Consider the following 19,311-nt stretch of genomic DNA (forward strand, 5'->3'; position numbering starts at 1 on the left):
ATTAATAACGAATCTATTGCGCTAACGAGCGTTGGCGCATAAAATAGCAATTTCTGGCGCGCTTTGAGTGCACTTGACTTAAGGCGAATCATAACTAGGAAGGAACACGATCGTGTCTAAAGCAAAATTTGAACGTACGAAACCGCACGTAAACGTTGGTACTATCGGCCACGTTGACCACGGTAAAACCACTCTAACAGCAGCTATCTGTACTGTACTTGCAAAAGTATACGGCGGTGAAGCGAAAGACTTCGCGTCAATCGATAACGCTCCAGAAGAGCGTGAGCGCGGTATTACTATTTCTACTTCACACGTAGAATACCAAACTCCATCACGTCACTACGCACACGTAGACTGCCCAGGACACGCTGACTATGTTAAAAACATGATCACTGGTGCTGCCCAAATGGACGGTGGTATCCTAGTTGTAGCTGCGACAGATGGCCCAATGCCACAAACTCGTGAGCACATCCTACTAGGCCGTCAGGTTGGTATTCCTTACATCGTTGTATTCATGAACAAATGTGACATGGTAGACGATGAAGAGTTGCTAGAGCTTGTAGAGATGGAAGTTCGTGAACTTCTTTCTGAGTACGATTTCCCAGGCGACGACCTACCAGTAATTCAAGGTTCAGCACTAGGTGCATTGAATGGTGAAGAGCAGTGGGAAGCGAAGATTGTAGAACTAGCAGAAGCGCTAGATTCATACATTCCAGAGCCTGAGCGTGCAGTAGACCAAGCATTCCTAATGCCAATCGAAGACGTATTCTCAATTCAAGGTCGTGGTACCGTAGTAACAGGTCGTATCGAGCGTGGTATTCTACGTGTAGGTGACGAAGTTGCTATCGTTGGTATCAAAGATACAACAACGACTACTTGTACAGGTGTAGAGATGTTCCGTAAGCTGCTTGACGAAGGTCGTGCAGGTGAGAACGTAGGTGCACTACTACGTGGTACTAAGCGTGATGACGTAGAACGTGGTCAAGTACTAGCGAAGCCTGGTTCAATCACTCCACACACGAAGTTTGAATCAGAAGTATACGTACTGTCAAAAGATGAAGGTGGCCGTCATACTCCATTCTTCAAAGGCTACCGTCCACAGTTCTACTTCCGTACAACGGACGTAACTGGTGACATTTCTCTACCAGAAGGCGTAGAGATGGTAATGCCAGGCGACAACATCAAGATGGTTGTAGAGCTAATTGCACCAATCGCGATGGACGAAGGTCTACGTTTTGCTATCCGTGAAGGTGGCCGTACAGTAGGCGCTGGTGTTGTAGCTAAAGTTATCGCTTAATTTCGATAATCTTTTGTTATCACTATTAAAAGGGAAGCATTGCTTCCCTTTTTTATCGCCTGTAAATCCGGTCTTTTCTCAGTCTTTTTCTTTTCACATTCTCTTCATCTTTCCCTTTAGACGGCCTATCTATCTTTAGTCTGCGACAAGTATATTTCACTTGCTAAACGACTAGCCATTCTGTACTATTCTCGCTCCTTAATTCTCGGTCAATTTTCATTCGTTCCTTGCTTCCTTTGGATGACCGGGCCANCCGTGAAGGTGGCCGTACAGTAGGCGCTGGTGTTGTAGCTAAAGTTATCGCTTAATTTCGATAATCTTTTGTTATCACTATTAAAAGGGAAGCATTGCTTCCCTTTTTTATCGCCTGTAAATCCGGTCTTTTCTCAGTCTTTTTCTTTTCACATTCTCTTCATCTTTCCCTTTAGACGGCCTATCTATCTTTAGTCTGCGACAAGTATATTTCACTTGCTAAACGACTAGCCATTCTGTACTATTCTCGCTCCTTAATTCTCGGTCAATTTTCATTCGTTCCTTGCTTCCTTTGGATGACCGGGCCAAATCTGGAAGCTGAATAATCCGTAAGGAGCAAAATCAATGCGTCATTACGAAATCGTATTCATGGTGCACCCTGATCAAAGCGAGCAAGTTGCTGGCATGATCGAGCGTTACACTGGTTCAATCACTGAAGCTGGCGGTACAGTTCACCGTCTAGAAGATTGGGGCCGCCGTCAAATGGCTTACCCAATTAACAAGCTTCATAAAGCTCACTACGTTCTAATGAACGTTGAAGCTGATCAAGCTGTGATTGATGAGTTAGAAACTGCATTCCGTTTTAACGATGCTGTTCTACGTAACATGATCATGCGTACTAAAGCTGCTATCACTGAACCTTCAATCATGCTTAAAGCTCGTGACGAGCGTTCTAAGCGTGAAGAAGTGAAATTTGAAGCAGACGCTGAGTAATTTCAGATGACCGTCTGAGTCAACGTTCTTGATCATTAAAGAAGGTTGAATCAAGCTAACTCTTATTATTAATCGTGGTCTTCCTCTTTTAGTGATAAGTCATGTTGGGTTAAGCGAATTTCGGTTCCTTAACGTAGGATGTAGGCAACGGTCAAACGCATTCACTCATCATTTAGTATTAGGCGGTATTGCTATAGAGAATGATTCATTCTCCAGTCGAAACAAAGTGTTCGTTATAGCCATACTTAACGTCTACAACATTTTTCAAATTTAGATCAGGAGATAGCCCATGGCTCGTTTCTTCCGCCGTCGTAAATTCTGCCGTTTTACAGCAGAAGGCGTTCAAGAGATTGATTACAAAGATGTAGCGACTCTTAAGAATTACATCACTGAAGCTGGTAAAATTGTACCTAGCCGCATCACTGGCACAAGTGCTAAGTATCAGCGTCAGCTAGCTCGTGCAATCAAACGCTCTCGCTACCTAGCTCTACTGCCATATACTGACAAGCATCAGTAATCGGCACCGTTTATTAAGAAAGAGGATTAAGTAATGCAAGTTATTCTACTTGATAAAATCGGTAACCTAGGCAGCCTTGGCGATGCAGTTAATGTTAAATCTGGTTACGCTCGTAACTTCCTTATCCCACAAGGTAAGGCTGTAATGGCAACCAAATCTAACGTTGAGATGTTTGAAACTCGTCGCGCTGAACTTGAAGCAAAAGTTGCTGAGCAACTTACTGCTGCACAAGCTCGTGCTGACCAAGTTAACGCACTAGAAGCGGTTGTTATTGCTTCTAAAGCTGGTGATGAAGGCAAACTGTTCGGTTCTATCGGGACTCGTGACATCGCTGATGCAGTAACTGCAGCTGGTGTTAAGCTTGAGAAAAGCGAAGTTCGTCTACCTGAAGGTGCTCTACGTACTACAGGTGAATTCGAAGTTAGCGTTCAACTTCATTCAGAAGTTTTCGCTACAGTGAAATTACAAGTTGTTGCTGAATAATTTCAGTTTCTAAACTCGTTTAAACACCAGCTCAGGCTGGTGTTTTTTTATGTCCAATTTATGTTGTTTAGCGATGAAGATAATAAGTTTGGCGAGGTGGGATATTGAGTGTTGATGGTTAGAATAAGAAAATCAAACTTACTGATATCACGCTATCAGCTTTACTTAAACCCGTAGGGACTCTGTTATGGTATTGACGTGATTGACTTACTTTAAGAGCAATGTCATCGGTAATATTGTTGATAATGCTGATATCACTGTCAAAGCGAGTGTTACTTTCTCCGCCAACCAAGGTTAGATCGGTGAGTAATTTAAAATTGCTCAGTGCTTGCCATTCAACTTTAAGGTTGCCGCGATAAATCGGCTCTTTGACTAAGTGTGGGAAGACGACGTCGCCACTGCTAATTTTATCCAAATTCGGCTCTTGATAGCGGTAGCCCGGTCCGACTTCGAGTTCAATCAGTAAATCGTCGGTATGAGTAAACTGATAGCCAAGACCACCAGACCAAGTGTAATCTGAAAAGTAGGCGCTATAGCGTGAATCAGACCCTTTAAAACTGCCATATAAGTAGGTTTTAGGACCTAGCTTATAGTCGCTTTGTACGCTGTAGCTGGATTGCCGTTTATTCTCTTTGCCATTTTTATCTAATTTATAAAAACGCCACTCGCCATTGGTTCGATGACGACCACGGGTATATTCCCCTTTAACACGCGTATTAAGGGCTTCTGAGTCTGTGTTACCAGAGTGCGCTTGATAGCCAAATTCGATTTGACTTTGCCAAGGTGAGGGTGCGTTAATGTCCTTACTGCGATTTGTCTGTTTGTTGGCGTGGACATGGAAACTTGTCAACAGAGCCAGACTTAGAAGCCAAGTTTTGGACACATGAAACCTCTCTCAAAGAATAGAATCGCTGAATAATAAGCATCAGTTTTTGAAATTGGGTCATATTAAGGTTAATTCTATCTAAGTCATAGACAAACTTTTCGATGCCTAATTACAAATGTTCTATTCTCGCTATAATGAGCGGTTATTAAAAAGAGTGACTGAGTGAAGTGATGGCTGATCCCCGAATAGATAACCGAAATCGTAAACCTGCCGATGCACAAGTTGAAGCAATGAAAACTCCTCCTCATTCATTAGAGGCTGAGCAATCCGTTATTGGCGGTTTATTGCTAGATAATCAACGTTGGGACACAGTCTCTGAACGTGTGATTGCTCAAGACTTTTATAGTCGACCTCATCGGTTAATCTTTGAAGCAGTGAAAAGCCTACTTGAATCTGGGCAACCGCTGGACTTAATTACCCTTTCCGAATACCTCGAGTTGCGCGAACAGTTAGAAGATGTTGGCGGCTTTGCCTATTTGGCTGATCTGGTTAAAAATACGCCAAGTGCTGCTAATATTAATGCTTACGCGGACATTGTTGCTGAGCGTGCTTTGGTGCGTAACTTGATTGGTGTTGCGAACGAAATCGCTGACGCAGGTTATGATCCTCAAGGGCGCAGTTCGGAAGATTTACTCGATTTAGCCGAAAGCAAGGTATTTGCGATTGCAGAGGCGCGTAGTAGTGAAAACGAAGGGCCACAAAACGTTGATACGATTTTAGAAAAAACCTTAGAGCGTATCGAATTATTGTATAAGACTCCACAAGATGGCGTCACTGGCGTCAACACTGGATTCACTGATCTCAATAAAAAAACGGCGGGATTACAAGGTTCAGATTTAATTATTGTTGCCGCTCGTCCTTCGATGGGAAAAACGACCTTTGCCATGAACCTGTGTGAAAACGCAGCGATGCAGCAAGATAAACCAGTATTGATATTCTCACTCGAGATGCCAGCAGAACAAATCATGATGCGTATGCTGGCGTCGCTCTCGCGGGTAGATCAAACCAAGATCCGAACCGGTCAACTCGATGATGAAGATTGGGCGCGTATTTCTTCGACCATGGGAATGCTGATGGAGAAGAAAAACATGTTTATCGACGACAGCTCGGCGTTGACTCCCACAGAGGTGCGTTCACGTGCGCGTCGTATTGCTCGTGAGCATGGTGGGCTATCTTTAATCATGGTCGACTATTTGCAGCTGATGCGGGTTCCTTCTCAATCCGATAATCGTACTTTAGAAATTGCCGAAATTTCTCGTTCATTAAAAGCCTTAGCCAAAGAGCTTAATGTACCTGTGGTAGCGCTTTCACAATTAAACCGCTCGTTGGAGCAACGTGCGGATAAGCGGCCAGTCAACTCCGATTTGCGTGAATCTGGCTCGATTGAACAAGATGCCGATTTGATCATGTTTATTTACCGTGATGAAGTCTATCACCCGGATAGTCCAATGAAAGGGATTGCGGAAATCATTATTGGTAAGCAGCGGAATGGCCCAATAGGCTCGGTACGGTTGACTTTCCAAGGTCAATATTCTCGTTTTGACAACTACGCAGGCCCAGCGTTTGATGATGAATAATAGTATGAACTACATGAAAGCCGCTAAAGCGAGTATTGATCTGCAAGCGTTGCAGTATAACTTACAAAGAATCAAGCAGCAGGCTCCTAGTAGTAAAGTCATGGCGGTTGTTAAGGCTAATGGTTATGGTCATGGCTCTCGTGAGGTTGCTCGCTACGCTCAAGATGCCGATGCATTTGGTGTTGCTCGAATTCAAGAAGCTCTGCAACTCAGAGCGAATGGCGTTGTTAAGCCAATACTCCTCTTAGAAGGTTTTTATTCTGCTGGCGATCTTCCGGTTTTAATGACCAACAATATCCAAACAGTCGTGCACTGTGAAGAGCAGCTACAGGCTTTAGAACGCGCACAATTAGACACGCCAGTATCGGTATGGTTAAAAATCGACAGTGGGATGCATCGTCTTGGTGTGCGTCCTGAGCAGCACGCTGAGTTTGTTGAGCGTTTACATCGCTGCCCAAATGTGGCTAAACCTCTACGTTATATGAGCCATTTTGGCTGTGCTGATGAACTCGATAGCCCGATCACGCGCCAACAAATTGAGCTGTTTTTATCGTTGACCGATGGTTGTAAAGGCGAGCGCTCATTGGCTGCATCGGCTGGATTATTGGCATGGCCGGAAAGTCAGCTAGACTGGGTAAGACCAGGAATCATTCTTTATGGTGTTTCTCCTTTTGCCCATCAGGACGCTCAGGCGATGGGATACCGTCCAGTCATGACCTTAACGGCACCTCTGATCGCTGTTCGAGAGGTGAAGGCCGGAGAGAGTATCGGTTATGGTGCCTTATGGACCGCTCAACGAGAGACTAAAATCGGTGTGATTGCGATTGGTTATGGTGATGGCTATCCACGTACGGCACCTAATGGTACGCCAGTGTTAGTCAATGGTCGTATTGTGCCAATGGCAGGGCGAGTTTCTATGGATATGCTGACGGTTGATTTAGGCCCAGAGGCTCAGGATAGCGTCGGTGATGAAGCCATTTTGTGGGGGCAAAACCTTCCAGTTGAGAGAGTGGCTGAACATATTGGTACCGTGGGTTATGAGTTAGTGACCAAACTGACCTCTCGAGTAGAGATGCATTATCTCACCGGAAAAATAGGCTAAACAAGTCAGTGATTAAACAAGTTGAGCCACCGATGTGGGTTTCACTGACTTATCTCAAAGTCGCGCGACGATGGCTCAGCGATAATGAGTTTATTGAGCAGTGACCCTGCTTTATCGAACCATGATGAGTTTCTTTTTTGCATTAACAGGGATTCCAACCTAGCTAATAGGCAAGGTATAAGGAATAAAACCTACCGTAACATTGGGATAGAGAATATGTTGAAAAACATTAATCCAACGCAAACCAACGCTTGGAAAGCACTAACCGCGCATTTTGAATCTGCGCAAGACATGGATTTAACCACTCTGTTCGCTGAGGATAACCAGCGTTTTAACCATTTCTCAGCGCGTTTTGGTCAAGATATTCTGGTTGATTATTCGAAGAATTTAATCAATCAAGAGACGATGCAACACCTGTTTGCTTTAGCCAAAGAGACGCATCTCGAAGATGCCATTCAAGCGATGTGTCAAGGTGAGGCAATTAACCAAACTGAAGGTCGCGCCGTCTTACATACTGCACTACGTAATCGCAGTAATACCCCAGTAATGGTCGATGGCCAAGATGTGATGCCAGCCGTTAATGCCGTATTAGAAAAGATGCGTGTATTTTCAGAGCGCGTGATCAAGGGTGAATGGAAAGGTTTCACCGGTAAAGCGATTACCGATGTAGTGAATATTGGTATTGGTGGTTCAGACTTAGGTCCCTATATGGTGACTGAAGCGCTCGCGCCGTATAAAAATCATCTGACCATGCACTTTGTGTCCAACGTCGATGGTACTCATATTGCTGAGACATTGAAGAAAGTGAATCCGGAAACCACGCTGTTCTTAGTGGCGTCGAAAACGTTCACCACGCAAGAAACCATGACTAACGCTCACTCTGCGCGTGATTGGTTCTTAAACGTCGCGGGCGATCAAGCGCATGTGGCGAAGCACTTTGCTGCGCTGTCGACCAATGGTCAGGCGGTGACTGAGTTTGGTATTGATACCGAAAATATGTTTGAGTTCTGGGATTGGGTTGGTGGCCGTTATTCTCTGTGGTCAGCCATCGGTTTGTCGATCATTCTATCAATTGGCTACGATAACTTTATTGAGTTGTTAGCTGGGGCTCACGAGATGGATCAGCATTTTGTTGATACACCGTTTGAGCGCAATATTCCGGTGATCCTTGCTCTGATTGGTATTTGGTATAACAACTTCCATGGCGCTGAATCAGAAGCGATTTTACCTTACGATCAATACATGCATCGTTTTGCGGCTTATTTCCAACAAGGGAATATGGAATCGAACGGTAAATACGTTGATCGTAATGGTCAGGCTGTGGCTTATCAAACAGGACCGATCATTTGGGGTGAGCCAGGTACCAATGGTCAGCATGCATTTTATCAGTTGATCCACCAAGGCACCAAGCTGATCCCTTGTGATTTTATTGCGCCAGCATTGACTCATAATGCCGTCAGCGATCATCATCAAAAATTGATGTCGAACTTTTTTGCGCAAACTGAAGCGCTTGCATTTGGTAAATCTGCCGATGTAGTGAAAGCGGAATTACTGAAAGCGGGTAAATCGGCGGCGGAAATTGAAGCGTTAGTCCCCTTTAAAGTTTTTGAAGGTAACCGTCCAACTAACTCGATTTTAGTTAAACAGATCACGCCACGAACTTTAGGCAATTTGATTGCAATGTATGAGCATAAGATTTTTGTGCAAGGTGTGATTTGGAATATTTTCTCGTTTGATCAATGGGGCGTAGAGTTAGGTAAGCAATTAGCGAATCAGATTCTTCCTGAGTTGGCGGATGGTCAAGACGTTATCTCTCATGACAGCTCAACCAATGGTTTGATCAATGCGTTTAAAGCCTTTCGGGGCTAATACCACGCTAAGTAGGCTGGCTCTTCGCCGATCTTGAACAAGATTTGCCGTCGATAAGTCTGCTATTACCAATATACAAAAGGGTCGACGTGAAATGTCGACCCTTTTCTTTTCTGGGCAAGTCAAAGCGACTTGCTCTGGTTTACTCGAAACAGATCTCAATAAAGGCATTTCCCCATTGAGATGAGAACGGCATGATGATGATCGAACCTTCGCATTTGTGTCGTATTGTATGACCTTTGCCCGATACCACCACTGGGGTCGCTAAATCAAAATCAAAGCCACTTTCGGCTAAGATGCGTTTTGCTCCACCCGTTACCATGTTGGTAATTTCCCCGACCATATCCGTGACTTCTTCATTTAAGCCATTCGGTCGTTCGCCCAACATGTTTTCCATAATTTGTAAGGCTAAAGCCTCATCAAAGGTAATCGACATGGAACCGCGTGTTTGAGGCCCGATCATACCGATAAGACCAGACACATCGCCACGAGCAATTTCATCTTTTTTGAGGCGAGGCTTTTGGGGCTTCAGTTCTAATGAAGCCATCGTTTTTAGTACATTTAGCAAAGACGCTAAGAACGGATTGACAAATTCAGCGCGCATAACTCTCTTCTATAGTCTAATTCTTTGTTTCTGAAGAACAGGATTGGCAAATACCATGAGATTCAATGACATGGTTAGTAATTGTAAATCCGTGTTGCTCCGCGTTGTTCGCCAGCATTGTTATCAGATTATCATTTTGTAACTCCACAACGTTACCGCATTGGTCACAAATTAACAGCTGAGAAAAGTGCTTATGGGCATTACAAGAGCAGCAAGAGATAAAGCTATTCGTTGACTCCACACGATGAATAAAGCCTTGTTCTAACAAAAAATCTAAGGCTCGATACACCGTCGGTGGTTTTGCTTGTGGCTCACTGACTTTTAAATCTTCAAGCAAATCGTAGGCACTGGATGCTTTTTGACTGGCGCAGATAAGTTCAAAAACGCGCTTACGTTGTGAAGTTAGACGAACGCCCCTTGCTGCACATATTTCTTCAATTTGTTGGCTAAGCTTCTTGTCCAAATCTATCACCATCATTGCTGGACTCTAGTAATCATATACTATTTCAAGATAAATATCGTTTTGAACATCAATAAATCATTAGTGATTGATTGACTATGAACGCTATTGTCATAAATAGTGCCTAACTTACCTCATCTTGCGATAAAACGATACAGTGAAGAAAATCGGCGATTCACTTTCCTACTTAACGTGGTGATTATGCTCGTAGCCCCCCTTTAATCCCCTTACCCAGTTATCTTTATCGTCGTCCCTAGGGTCTGTTTATCTTTCGCGGTTAAATTTTGTTCGAGATAAAAGTGTTTTAATCGCGGCGAGAGGTTTGTAGCCTAGTTATTCTAGGTAAAACACCTCTCAACAAAGAGTAAAACACTTTTAGCCGAACCCTTCGGGCAGCGTTTGTGGCTCCTTTCTACGGCGTTATCGGCTTCTCAGGTAGAGTAACTACATATCAAAGCCTCTGCCTTGTATAAAGAATCCACAAACTGCTGCAAAAATCAGCTCGAAAGATAAACAGACCCTAGATCTGCCCATGATTTTCAGTAAGTCGCGTTATTGTTGTGAATAACACTACTATAAATCACAACTTGAATTATAATGGTTATCATTTTAACTCATTGATTGTATTGGTTAATTTGATGTTTTATTTTCGTGTGTTTATTGAGTTGATTTACTTGTCAGTGGGATGTTTTTCGATGGTGAGATTCTTGGTGTGAATCAAAATCAATGTGTGATGATGATGGTCAGCAAAACCTTAACCGTGGTGACGACTTTTTATACGGGGAAATTATATGCGTTTTAGTTTATCGATGCCTAAGTCACGGGCCAACCGTTCCCTATTCGATTGGATTGAAAAGTGGGGTAATCGGCTACCTCATCCCATCGTATTATTCATTCTATTGACGGTAGTGGTTTTAGTTATTTCTAAATTTGGTTCATTACTCGGATGGCATTATCAATTACCAGGACAGCCCGTTGCTTCGGTCGAGGATTTACTCTCTGAATTTGGATTACGAGCATGGCTTGGTGGGGCTTTACAAGCCTTCGCAGCCTTTCCCCCTCTAAGCATCATTATTGTTGCGATGATTGGTATCGGTATTGCGGATGCTTCAGGTCTGATTGGTTATGCGGTGCAACGTGCCGTGAGACATGCTGGTACATGGCAATTGACCGCAACTATCATGTTATTGGGCTTACTATCAAATGTGGCGGGAGCGGTTGGATATATTGTTTTGATTCCCCTAGCATGCCGAGCTTATCTCGCGGCAAAACGTTCAGCCCTCGCTGGATTAGCGGCCGCGTTTGCTGGTGTTGCTGGTGGTTCACATGCTTCAGTGTTTTTAACCACTTATGATGTGGTCCTTTCGGGGATCAGTACTTCGGCGGCGCAATTGGTTGATCCTATGGTGACGGTGAGTCCATTAGCCAATTATTACTTTCTTACTGCCAGTGTTGGTATGTTGGTGCTGGTAGGTACGTGGATTTCTATCCGAGTGGTTGAGCCACGCTTAGCGCGTTACTCTTGCACAGGCTTTCCGATTGAGGTGATCCCAGATACTCGTCATGACAAAGCGATGTTTAGCGCATTAGGCGCAGCAATGTTATTGGTATTGATGATGGTTATCGCCACGCTTCATCCTTCGGGATGGCTAACGCCGAGCGATCCTACGATGTTTGCTCGTAGTGAAGTGATTAAAGGTTTGCCGATTATTGTCTCGTTAACGTTTGCCTTAAGTGGGTTGGTGTTTGGGTTTATGTCCGGCTCGTTTAAGGGGGAGAGTGATGTTATCAAAGGCTGTCAAAAAAGCATGGAGAGGCTGGGTTTGTTTCTGGTCATCATCTTTTTCGCTTCGCAGTTGATCTTTATTTTTCAACTTAGCCAATTATCGGGGTTGTTGGCTGTTACCTTAAGTGAGTTACTGGCTTGGCTTAACGTTAAAGGGCCTATGCTGGTTGTGGGGTTGATCACTTTTAGTGCATTTTTGAACTTATTTATGGGATCGCCGATGGTGCTGTGGAGTTTAATGGCTCCGGTTTTTGTCCCCTCGCTGATGTTGGCTGGGTTGTCTGTCGATCTCATTCAAGTCGCTTTTCGAATCGGTGATTCAGTGACGAATATTATTACTCCTCTCTTTGGTTATTTAGGCTTAATTCTTGCCACTGCCCAGCAATATGAACCGAAAGCGAAACTAGGGACATTGATGTCGATGATGTTGCCCTACAGTATTGCATTTTTTGTTATGTGGTCAGGATTACTACTGTTATGGGTGTACGTTTTTCATCTGCCCCTCGGTGTGGTGTAATCTTGTCCACATCGAGAAAGTTCATCGTCCAGCGCTTTGATGAGTTTTTGCTACATGAGCTCGACACTTGTGTATAATCTGCAAATTATTTTTCATAACAGCCTGTCTGGTTAAATTCGTATTATCGTTTTAGCTAAGCTGCGCTTATTGCGGAATACTGGCTAACTTTTGTTACTCTTATCGTATAAAAGTTAGCCTAAGCTGTTGGCTTACATGACCGCCTATTAACCAAACGTAAACTATGACTACTTCTACTGACACTGATAAATTTAAAGCTCATCGTCTTTCGGTGGCCCCTATGCTTGATTGGACGGACAGACATTGTCGTTATTTTCATCGTCTCCTCACCTCGCAAACCTTGTTGTATACCGAAATGGTGACCACTGGAGCTATCATTCACGGTAAGGGCGATTTTCTTACTTATAACCAAGAAGAGCACCCAGTCTCGTTGCAGCTCGGTGGTTCGAATCCTACGGATTTAGCTCATTGTGCCAAGTTAGCTCAAGAGCGCGGTTATGATGAGATTAATCTAAACGTCGGCTGCCCTTCTGATCGGGTACAAAATGGTAAGTTTGGTGCCTGTTTAATGGCTGAGCCGCAATTGGTTGCCGATTGCGTTGCTGCGATGCGTGAGGTGGTGGATATTCCAGTAACCGTCAAAACCCGTATTGGGATTGATGATCAAGACTCTTATGAGTTCTTAACCCGCTTTGTGCAGTTAGTCTCCGAACAAGGTGGATGTGAGCAATTCACTATTCATGCGCGTAAGGCTTGGTTAAGTGGTTTAAGCCCGAAAGAAAACCGTGAAATACCGCCTCTCGATTATCCACGTGCTTATCAGCTTAAGCGGGACTTTCCTCACTTAACTATTGCGATTAATGGTGGAGTCAAGTCGTTAACCGAAGTGTTAGATCATTTACAACATCTTGATGGGGTAATGGTTGGACGTGAAGCTTATCAAAATCCTTATTTACTCGCGGAAGCGGATCAACAGATTTTTGGTCTTGATAAGCCTATTAAAAAACGCTCTCAAGTGGTTCAAGAGATGTACCCTTATATTGAACAGCAACTCACTCAAGGTGCTTATCTTGGGCATATTACTCGACATATGTTAGGGCTTTTCCAGAGTATGCCAGGAGCGCGCCAGTGGCGACGTTATATTAGTGAAAATGCCCATAAGCCAGGATCGGGTGTTGAGGTTGTTGAAACCGCGTTGGCGAAAATTCCTTATCAAGAATTAAATGTGTAATCGGTTGGCGTAGTTGACGAACGCATAAATGCCATCGTCACCATTCAATGCAAGCAATCAGGAGAAGAGATCATCATGAATCGAATCAAAACCATCTTGTGTGGCGTAGCAGTGTGCGTTTCAAGTTCGGCGTTAGCGGAAGAGACAGCGTATGGTGTGAAAGTGGGCGCTGAAATGTGGTGGGGGAAAACGAAGATTGATAACGTTCGCTATGAGACGGCGCAAGTACCTGTGATCTCTTTAGCTTTCGAGCATTCACTCGATTATTGGCCGAACATGAGTTTTCGTTATAGCCATGTTGATGCACAGACGGTGGCGTTTGATAAGTACGATTACACCTTGTATTACCGGTTACTTGATAGGCAAGCGTTGCGTTTTAATGCAGGGGTGATGCTCAGTCAATATCGCTCCACGGACTACCGAGCGCCAGATAATCAGCACTATGCCTTTAATGATTTGACCTTCAATTGGTTTGGATATGCAGAGTTAAGTATCCCGAATTCAAATGTTGATATCATTGGTCAAATTGATTTTGGTGAGAGTAAAGGCATTAAAAGCGCAGATATGACGGCTGGTATTCAGTATGTCATCGATAACCCAACTTACCCATTGAGTTTAAAAGCTGGCTATCGTGTGATTGATTTGGAGTTTACCAACTTAGCAACCCAATCACCACAAACTAGCGAATCATTGGTGTTTGTCGATGGCTGGTTTATTGGTGCTGAAATGCGTTTTTGATGGTTGACTACTTCGCGATGGATTAGCTGAAAATTTGCGCTGCTTACTCGCAATTTGCTCGAAATAAACCATGCTTAATCTAATGGATGAGCAATGGAAGCGAGATTAGCCATGACAATCACGGAACTAAGAAATCTGTATCGGGAGCAAATGCTGATTGAAGCCATTATTGAACCCTCATCGGCGGAAGGAACATGGATTGTTGAATTTCGTCACCAACGAGGTGGTTTTGTGCCGCTCACCGATGCTAGCGGTGAAGAGTGCCATTACACGGATTTAGATAGTGCCTCAAAATCTGCTATGGCGGTTGGTTTTAAGCAAGTCAGAATCGAAAGTCGCTTTGATTGAGTGGTGACTTTCTTACTTCCAAAAAGTTATAAAACATTCTCTTCTATTCTTTCTTGTTATTAAAGAGAGTGGTTAATCTATCGTCACGCAATGAATAAGGACGTCGTGACAATGTCTTCAGGAAATACCTTACCACAAGAATTGGCATCGTTAGCCAGCCCAATCAACGACTCTCAGCTTTCACAACTGCAGCAAACGGCAACGGAACTATCGCCGCATCAATTGGCTTGGTTGAGCGGTTATTTCTGGGGGTTAAGTCAAGCGCCTACTAACCGTGTTGGTGCTGCGGTGTCTCAAGCTCTATCAATAACTTCGACGCCACAAGGCCAATTAACGATCATTTTTGCTTCGCAAACCGGTAATGCCAAAGGCGTAGCTCAACAACTTGAGCAAGAGGCTCAATCATTGGGTATTGCAGTTAAGCTATTTGATGCCAGCGATTACAAAGGCAAAGATCTGGCGAAAGAAACGCACGTGATTATTGTCGCTTCAACCAATGGTGAAGGAGAAGCGCCTGATAATGCATTGGTCTTGCATGAGTTTTTACAATCTAAAAAAGCACCTAAATTACCGCACTTAAAATACGGCGTGATTGGCTTAGGAGACTCGAGCTACGAATTTTTCTGTCAAACGGGCAAAGATTTTGACCTGTTTTTGGAAAAATTAGGTGCGCAGCGTTTTATTGAACGCATCGATTGTGATGTCGATTACGCGCAACCAGTCGCTGAATGGCAGGCGAAAGCGTTGCAAGAGGTACAACAAGCTCTATCTTCTGAGCAAGGGCAGGTTGTACAGCTTCCGCTTAGTCAAATTGATGCCAAGCAAGCGAGCTATTCAAAACAGAATCCTTATCTAGCCACGTTATTAACTAGCCAAAAAATTACCGGTCGCGATTCCGGAAAAGACGTGCGACATATCGAGATTGATTTAACCGATTCAGGGTTAACTTATCAGCCAGGTGATGCGCTTGGTGTCTGGTATGAGAACAACCCTCAATTAGTGCAACAGATCTTAACGCTGGTGGGTTTAACTGGTGATGAGCAGGTTGCAGTCGACGGCTCGCCATGCACTGTCTATGATGCGTTAGTTAACCATTATGAGATCACTGCATCTAACCCTCAGTTTATTAGTCAATATGCCGAATTGTCAGCCAGTAAAAAGTTGCAAAAACTGGTCGAAAATAAAGACAAGCTTCGTGAGTATTCAGCGCAGACGCAAATTATTGATGTATTAAAAGAGAAAAAATGTGCCTTGTCGGCTGATCAGTTGATCGGTGTACTGCGCCGATTAACCCCTCGATTATATTCAATCGCTTCTAGCCAACGAGAAGTTGATGAAGAAGTACATCTTACTGTTGCCGTGGTTGAATATCCGGTTAACGACGAGCGGCGTCAAGGTGGTGCATCGAGCTTTATTGCTCATCAATTGGCTGAAGGCGAGCAGGTAAAAATCTTTGTAGAAGCCAATAACCATTTCAAACTCCCAGAAGATGATAATACGCCAATTATTATGATTGGCCCCGGAACCGGGATTGCGCCTTTCCGCAGTTTTATTCAAGAGCGAGATAATCGGGCTGCGCCGGGGAAAAACTGGTTATTTTTTGGCGATCGCACCTTTACCCAAGATTTTCTCTATCAGCTTGAGTGGCAGAAATATTTGAAGTCTGGCCTATTAACCCGTTTGGATGTGGCATTCAGCCGAGATCAGCATGAAAAAGTTTATGTGCAGCATCGTTTGTTAGAACAAGCTGAGCAAGTTTGGCAATGGATTGAACAAGGAGCTTACCTTTATGTGTGTGGCGACGCTCAGTATATGGCGAAAGATGTTCATCAAGCTCTGATTACGATTGCCATCCAGCAAGGTGGTTTAGACAAAGATCAAGCAGAACAATTTATTAATGATTTACGTAAAGCGAAGCGTTACCAAAGGGATGTTTACTAATGGGCACTAAACCACAATCGCCACAGCAAGAAGTATTAGGCCAAGTATTGGGGCCATTCTCGGATAACGAGCGTTTAAAGCGAGAAAGTAATTTTTTACGGGGTACGATCGAGCAGGATCTGCAAGATCGTATTACCGGTGGATTTAGCGCGGATAATTTTCAGTTGATCCGTTTTCACGGTATGTATCAGCAAGATGATCGCGATATTCGTAACGAACGAACCAAGCAAAAATTAGAGCCTCTACATAATGTGATGTTACGAGCTCGTATGCCGGGAGGGATTATTACTCCTCAGCAGTGGTTGGCGATAGATAAGTTTGCTAGTGAGCATTCTCTTTATGGCAGCATTCGTTTAACTACGCGGCAGACGTTTCAGTTTCATGGCGTGTTAAAGCCTAATATTAAGTTGATGCACCAAACGCTGAATAGCATTGGTATTGATTCGATTGCTACGGCTGGTGATGTGAACCGCAATGTGTTGTGTACTTCAAACCCTGTTGAATCTGAATTGCACCAAGAAGCTTATCAGTGGGCGAAAAAAATCAGTGAACATCTATTACCGAAAACTCGCGCTTACGCCGAAATTTGGTTGGACGGTGAAAAAGTAGAAACGACAGAAGATGATGAGCCGATTTTAGGTCAGCACTATCTACCACGTAAGTTTAAAACGACAGTGGTGATCCCGCCGCAAAATGATGTCGACGTTCATGCCAACGATCTGAATTTCGTCGCGATTGCTGAGCATGGCAAATTAGTTGGTTTCAATGTGCTGGTGGGCGGCGGTTTGGCGATGACGCATGGCGATACGTCAACCTATCCGCGCCGTGCGGATGATTTTGGCTTTATTCCTTTAGAGAAAACCTTAGAGGTTGCAGCAGCAGTGGTCACAACTCAGCGTGACTGGGGTAACCGCTCTAATCGTAAAAACGCCAAAACCAAATACACTTTAGATAGAGTGGGTGTTGAGGTCTTTAAAGCTGAAGTTGAAAAACGTGCAGGTATTCAATTTGCGCCAAGTCGTCCCTATCAATTTACCGAACGTGGCGATCGCATCGGTTGGATAGAAGGTATTGACGGTAAGCATCACCTAACGCTGTTTATTGAAAATGGCCGTTTATTGGACTTCCCAGGTAAACCATTGAAAACCGGTGTCGCTGAAATCGCTAAGATCCATCAGGGTGATTTTCGTATGACAGCCAATCAAAATCTGATTGTCGCTGGCGTGGCAGCGGAAGATAAAGCAGAGATTGAACAGATCGCTCGGCTACATGGTTTAATCAATGATCAGGTCAGCGAGCAGCGTAAGAATTCGATGGCCTGTGTGTCATTCCCAACTTGTCCATTGGCGATGGCCGAAGCTGAGCGCTTTTTGCCTCAGTTTGTCACGGGTGTTGAGAACCTTCTGAACAAACATGGCTTACCAAAAGAAGACAATATTATCTTGCGTGTTACAGGGTGTCCTAATGGATGTGGGCGGGCGATGCTTGCTGAAGTCGGCTTAGTTGGCAAAGCGCCGGGGCGTTACAATCTTCATTTAGGGGGCAATCGAGCGGGAACGCGCATCCCTAAAATGTATAAAGAGAACATCACTGACCAACAGATTTTACAAGAGCTTGATGTATTGATTGATCGCTGGGCACATGAGCGAAATGCTGATGAAGGATTTGGTGACTTTACTATTCGTGTCGGAATTATAGAAGAGGTGGTTATCTCTAAGAGGGATTTTTATGCCTAAGCATCCTATTTTAACCCTCGAGCTTGAGCATCTATTAACATTGAGTAAGGTCGAGCAAACGCTCTACCTTGCCGAGTTAAATGGCTATCTTGAGACACTGACCGCTCAGCAGCGCGTTGCATGGGCTTTAGAGAATCTATCGGGCACTCATGTTTTATCATCGAGTTTTGGTATTCAGGCTGCTCTGATGTTGCACTTGGTATCGGATATTAAGCCTGGCATTCCAGTTATTTTGACCGATACCGGCTATTTGTTCCCAGAAACCTATCAATTCATAGACCAATTAATCGAAAGCCTAAACCTGAATTTGCATGTTACTCGTGCCGAGATCACACCAGCTTGGCAAGAAGCTAAGTATGGCAAACTTTGGGAGCAGGGGATTGATGGCATCAGCCGTTATAACCAAATAAATAAAGTTGAGCCTATGCGTCGTGCTTTAAGCAACTTATCGGTCGGTACTTGGTTTTCTGGTTTACGTCGCGAGCAGTCTCAATCGAGAGCCAACTTGCCGATTCTGTCGATTCAAAATAATGTTTTTAAATTTTTACCAGTGATCGACTGGAGTAATAAAGATGTGCATTATTATTTAAAAGAAAATAACCTTCCTTACCATCCATTATGGGAGCAAGGCTATCTTTCGGTTGGTGACTGGCATACCACTCGCCAATGGAAACCAGGAATGAGTGAAGAAGAAACTCGATTTTTCGGTTTGAAAAGAGAGTGTGGCCTTCATGAAGAGGCAAAAGAAGTGAATGGTTCAGGCATATAATTAGGTTAATGTGCATAACTCTGTGGGTAACGTGTTTGTTTCGTCTTGATAAAGTGGGATAAATAAGGCTTTGGCTAAAAAAGTCCCCTTTAAGCATTATTTTGACTATTTTCGTTAAATAAAGCTTGCCAAGATTAAACGGATCTCTATAATGCGACCTCACTGACACGGCAGACGCCGCAAGGCTTCAGGCAGTGTTGGTTGAGGGAAAGCTTCTAAAAAAGAAAATTTGAAAAAGTGTTTGACTCTTCAAATTAACTCGCTAGAATTCACCTCCGCTTCGAAGCTCAACGAGAGATTCGCAAGCCAGCTCTTTAACAATTTAAACCAATCAATCTGTGTGGGCACTCGTTGATGATAATCAAAATGCTTAGCAATAAGCACTTCGGTTTCAATGAACTGAGTGACCAAATTGATAGGGCTTTTAGCACTATCGGCACAGTCAATTCATTATCGTTCTGTTGGA

17 protein-coding genes are annotated in these 19,311 nt (G+C 43.8%); 14 read left to right on the plus strand and 3 right to left on the minus strand.

What is annotated here, in order from left to right; translation table 11 throughout:
- Window positions 1-112: 112 nt before the first annotated feature.
- The 4 genes from tuf to rplI all read left to right on the plus strand — a co-directional run bounded on the left by tuf (window position 113) and on the right by rplI (window position 3,263).
- Entirely contained in the window at window positions 113-1,297 is a 1,185-nt protein-coding gene (gene tuf / locus CAG58_RS11890; RefSeq protein WP_004397651.1) for an elongation factor Tu, read from the plus strand.
- 597 nt (window positions 1,298-1,894) lie between these two features.
- Entirely contained in the window at window positions 1,895-2,263 is a 369-nt protein-coding gene (gene rpsF, locus CAG58_RS11895) for a 30S ribosomal protein S6 (protein WP_004396135.1), read from the plus strand.
- 289 nt (window positions 2,264-2,552) lie between these two features.
- A complete protein-coding gene (rpsR, locus tag CAG58_RS11900) occupies window positions 2,553-2,780 on the plus strand; it encodes a 30S ribosomal protein S18 (protein WP_000090472.1) in 228 nt (75 codons plus the stop codon).
- Window positions 2,781-2,813: 33 nt separating this feature from the next.
- A complete protein-coding gene (gene rplI / locus CAG58_RS11905; RefSeq protein WP_004396134.1) occupies window positions 2,814-3,263 on the plus strand; it encodes a 50S ribosomal protein L9 in 450 nt (149 codons plus the stop codon).
- A 118-nt stretch (window positions 3,264-3,381) separates the two neighbouring features.
- Here the strand turns inward: rplI and CAG58_RS11910 are convergent, their stop codons facing one another.
- Complete coding sequence (locus CAG58_RS11910; RefSeq protein ID WP_161426573.1) at window positions 3,382-4,146, minus strand: DUF481 domain-containing protein; 765 nt, start codon at window positions 4,144-4,146, stop codon at window positions 3,382-3,384.
- A 173-nt stretch (window positions 4,147-4,319) separates the two neighbouring features.
- Here CAG58_RS11910 and CAG58_RS11915 point away from each other — a divergent pair, with 173 nt between their 5' ends.
- The 3 genes from CAG58_RS11915 to pgi all read left to right on the plus strand — a co-directional run bounded on the left by CAG58_RS11915 (window position 4,320) and on the right by pgi (window position 8,697).
- Window positions 4,320-5,726 carry a replicative DNA helicase gene (locus CAG58_RS11915; protein WP_158137745.1) on the plus strand — a complete coding sequence of 469 codons (1,407 nt, stop codon included), beginning with the start codon at window positions 4,320-4,322 and terminating at the stop codon, window positions 5,724-5,726.
- Between the two features lie 4 nt (window positions 5,727-5,730).
- Entirely contained in the window at window positions 5,731-6,828 is a 1,098-nt protein-coding gene (gene alr, locus CAG58_RS11920) for an alanine racemase (protein WP_202598287.1), read from the plus strand.
- Between the two features lie 216 nt (window positions 6,829-7,044).
- Window positions 7,045-8,697 (plus strand): glucose-6-phosphate isomerase, encoded by a 1,653-nt coding sequence (gene pgi, locus CAG58_RS11925; RefSeq protein ID WP_161426571.1) that lies wholly within the window; start codon window positions 7,045-7,047, stop codon window positions 8,695-8,697.
- 142 nt (window positions 8,698-8,839) lie between these two features.
- On the opposite strand, the gene CAG58_RS11930 is transcribed toward pgi, so the two are convergent.
- Both CAG58_RS11930 and zur read right to left on the minus strand, forming a co-directional pair.
- Window positions 8,840-9,301, minus strand: a complete 462-nt coding sequence (locus CAG58_RS11930; protein WP_004396129.1) for a chemotaxis protein CheX — start codon at window positions 9,299-9,301, stop codon at window positions 8,840-8,842.
- Window positions 9,302-9,317: 16 nt separating this feature from the next.
- Window positions 9,318-9,776 (minus strand): zinc uptake transcriptional repressor Zur, encoded by a 459-nt coding sequence (gene zur / locus CAG58_RS11935; protein WP_040904941.1) that lies wholly within the window; start codon window positions 9,774-9,776, stop codon window positions 9,318-9,320.
- Between the two features lie 776 nt (window positions 9,777-10,552).
- Here zur and CAG58_RS11940 point away from each other — a divergent pair.
- The 7 genes from CAG58_RS11940 (at window position 10,553) to CAG58_RS11970 (ending at window position 18,845) form a co-directional block, all read left to right on the plus strand.
- A complete protein-coding gene (locus CAG58_RS11940) occupies window positions 10,553-12,064 on the plus strand; it encodes an AbgT family transporter (protein WP_199244770.1) in 1,512 nt (503 codons plus the stop codon).
- 241 nt (window positions 12,065-12,305) lie between these two features.
- Window positions 12,306-13,313 (plus strand): tRNA dihydrouridine(20/20a) synthase DusA, encoded by a 1,008-nt coding sequence (gene dusA, locus CAG58_RS11945; RefSeq protein ID WP_158144339.1) that lies wholly within the window; start codon window positions 12,306-12,308, stop codon window positions 13,311-13,313.
- Between the two features lie 75 nt (window positions 13,314-13,388).
- Window positions 13,389-14,051 (plus strand): TIGR04219 family outer membrane beta-barrel protein, encoded by a 663-nt coding sequence (locus tag CAG58_RS11950; protein WP_161426595.1) that lies wholly within the window; start codon window positions 13,389-13,391, stop codon window positions 14,049-14,051.
- A gap of 111 nt (window positions 14,052-14,162) precedes the next feature.
- Window positions 14,163-14,399: a hypothetical protein gene (locus tag CAG58_RS11955; RefSeq protein WP_040904939.1), complete on the plus strand. Its 237-nt coding sequence runs from the start codon at window positions 14,163-14,165 to the stop codon at window positions 14,397-14,399.
- 90 nt (window positions 14,400-14,489) lie between these two features.
- Entirely contained in the window at window positions 14,490-16,340 is a 1,851-nt protein-coding gene (locus CAG58_RS11960) for an assimilatory sulfite reductase (NADPH) flavoprotein subunit (protein WP_202598288.1), read from the plus strand.
- Entirely contained in the window at window positions 16,340-18,076 is a 1,737-nt protein-coding gene (gene cysI / locus CAG58_RS11965; protein ID WP_161426593.1) for an assimilatory sulfite reductase (NADPH) hemoprotein subunit, read from the plus strand. Before CAG58_RS11960 ends, cysI begins: the two co-directional genes overlap by 1 nt.
- Entirely contained in the window at window positions 18,069-18,845 is a 777-nt protein-coding gene (locus CAG58_RS11970; RefSeq protein WP_004396123.1) for a phosphoadenylyl-sulfate reductase, read from the plus strand. The genes cysI and CAG58_RS11970 overlap by 8 nt, the downstream gene beginning before the upstream one ends.
- The last annotated feature ends 466 nt before the right edge of the window (window positions 18,846-19,311 follow it).

It is taken from the genome of Vibrio sp. V31_P5A7T61, assembly GCF_009904895.1.
Lineage (GTDB): Bacteria > Pseudomonadota > Gammaproteobacteria > Enterobacterales > Vibrionaceae > Vibrio > Vibrio metschnikovii.

Excerpts from the sequence above, each read along its gene's own strand:
- rpsF (WP_004396135.1), top strand. The coding sequence starts at position 1,895 with ATGCGTCATTACGAAATCGTATTCATGGTGCACCCTGATCAAAGCGAG.
- rpsR (WP_000090472.1), top strand. The coding sequence starts at position 2,553 with ATGGCTCGTTTCTTCCGCCGTCGTAAATTCTGCCGTTTTACAGCAGAA.
- rplI (WP_004396134.1), top strand. The coding sequence starts at position 2,814 with ATGCAAGTTATTCTACTTGATAAAATCGGTAACCTAGGCAGCCTTGGC.
- CAG58_RS11915 (WP_158137745.1), top strand. The coding sequence starts at position 4,320 with ATGGCTGATCCCCGAATAGATAACCGAAATCGTAAACCTGCCGATGCA.
- alr (WP_202598287.1), top strand. The coding sequence starts at position 5,731 with ATGAACTACATGAAAGCCGCTAAAGCGAGTATTGATCTGCAAGCGTTG.
- pgi (WP_161426571.1), top strand. The coding sequence starts at position 7,045 with ATGTTGAAAAACATTAATCCAACGCAAACCAACGCTTGGAAAGCACTA.
- CAG58_RS11930 (WP_004396129.1), bottom strand. The coding sequence starts at position 9,301 with ATGCGCGCTGAATTTGTCAATCCGTTCTTAGCGTCTTTGCTAAATGTA.
- zur (WP_040904941.1), bottom strand. The coding sequence starts at position 9,776 with ATGGTGATAGATTTGGACAAGAAGCTTAGCCAACAAATTGAAGAAATA.
- CAG58_RS11940 (WP_199244770.1), top strand. The coding sequence starts at position 10,553 with ATGCGTTTTAGTTTATCGATGCCTAAGTCACGGGCCAACCGTTCCCTA.
- dusA (WP_158144339.1), top strand. The coding sequence starts at position 12,306 with ATGACTACTTCTACTGACACTGATAAATTTAAAGCTCATCGTCTTTCG.
- CAG58_RS11950 (WP_161426595.1), top strand. The coding sequence starts at position 13,389 with ATGAATCGAATCAAAACCATCTTGTGTGGCGTAGCAGTGTGCGTTTCA.
- CAG58_RS11955 (WP_040904939.1), top strand. The coding sequence starts at position 14,163 with ATGACAATCACGGAACTAAGAAATCTGTATCGGGAGCAAATGCTGATT.
- CAG58_RS11960 (WP_202598288.1), top strand. The coding sequence starts at position 14,490 with ATGAATAAGGACGTCGTGACAATGTCTTCAGGAAATACCTTACCACAA.
- cysI (WP_161426593.1), top strand. The coding sequence starts at position 16,340 with ATGGGCACTAAACCACAATCGCCACAGCAAGAAGTATTAGGCCAAGTA.
- CAG58_RS11970 (WP_004396123.1), top strand. The coding sequence starts at position 18,069 with ATGCCTAAGCATCCTATTTTAACCCTCGAGCTTGAGCATCTATTAACA.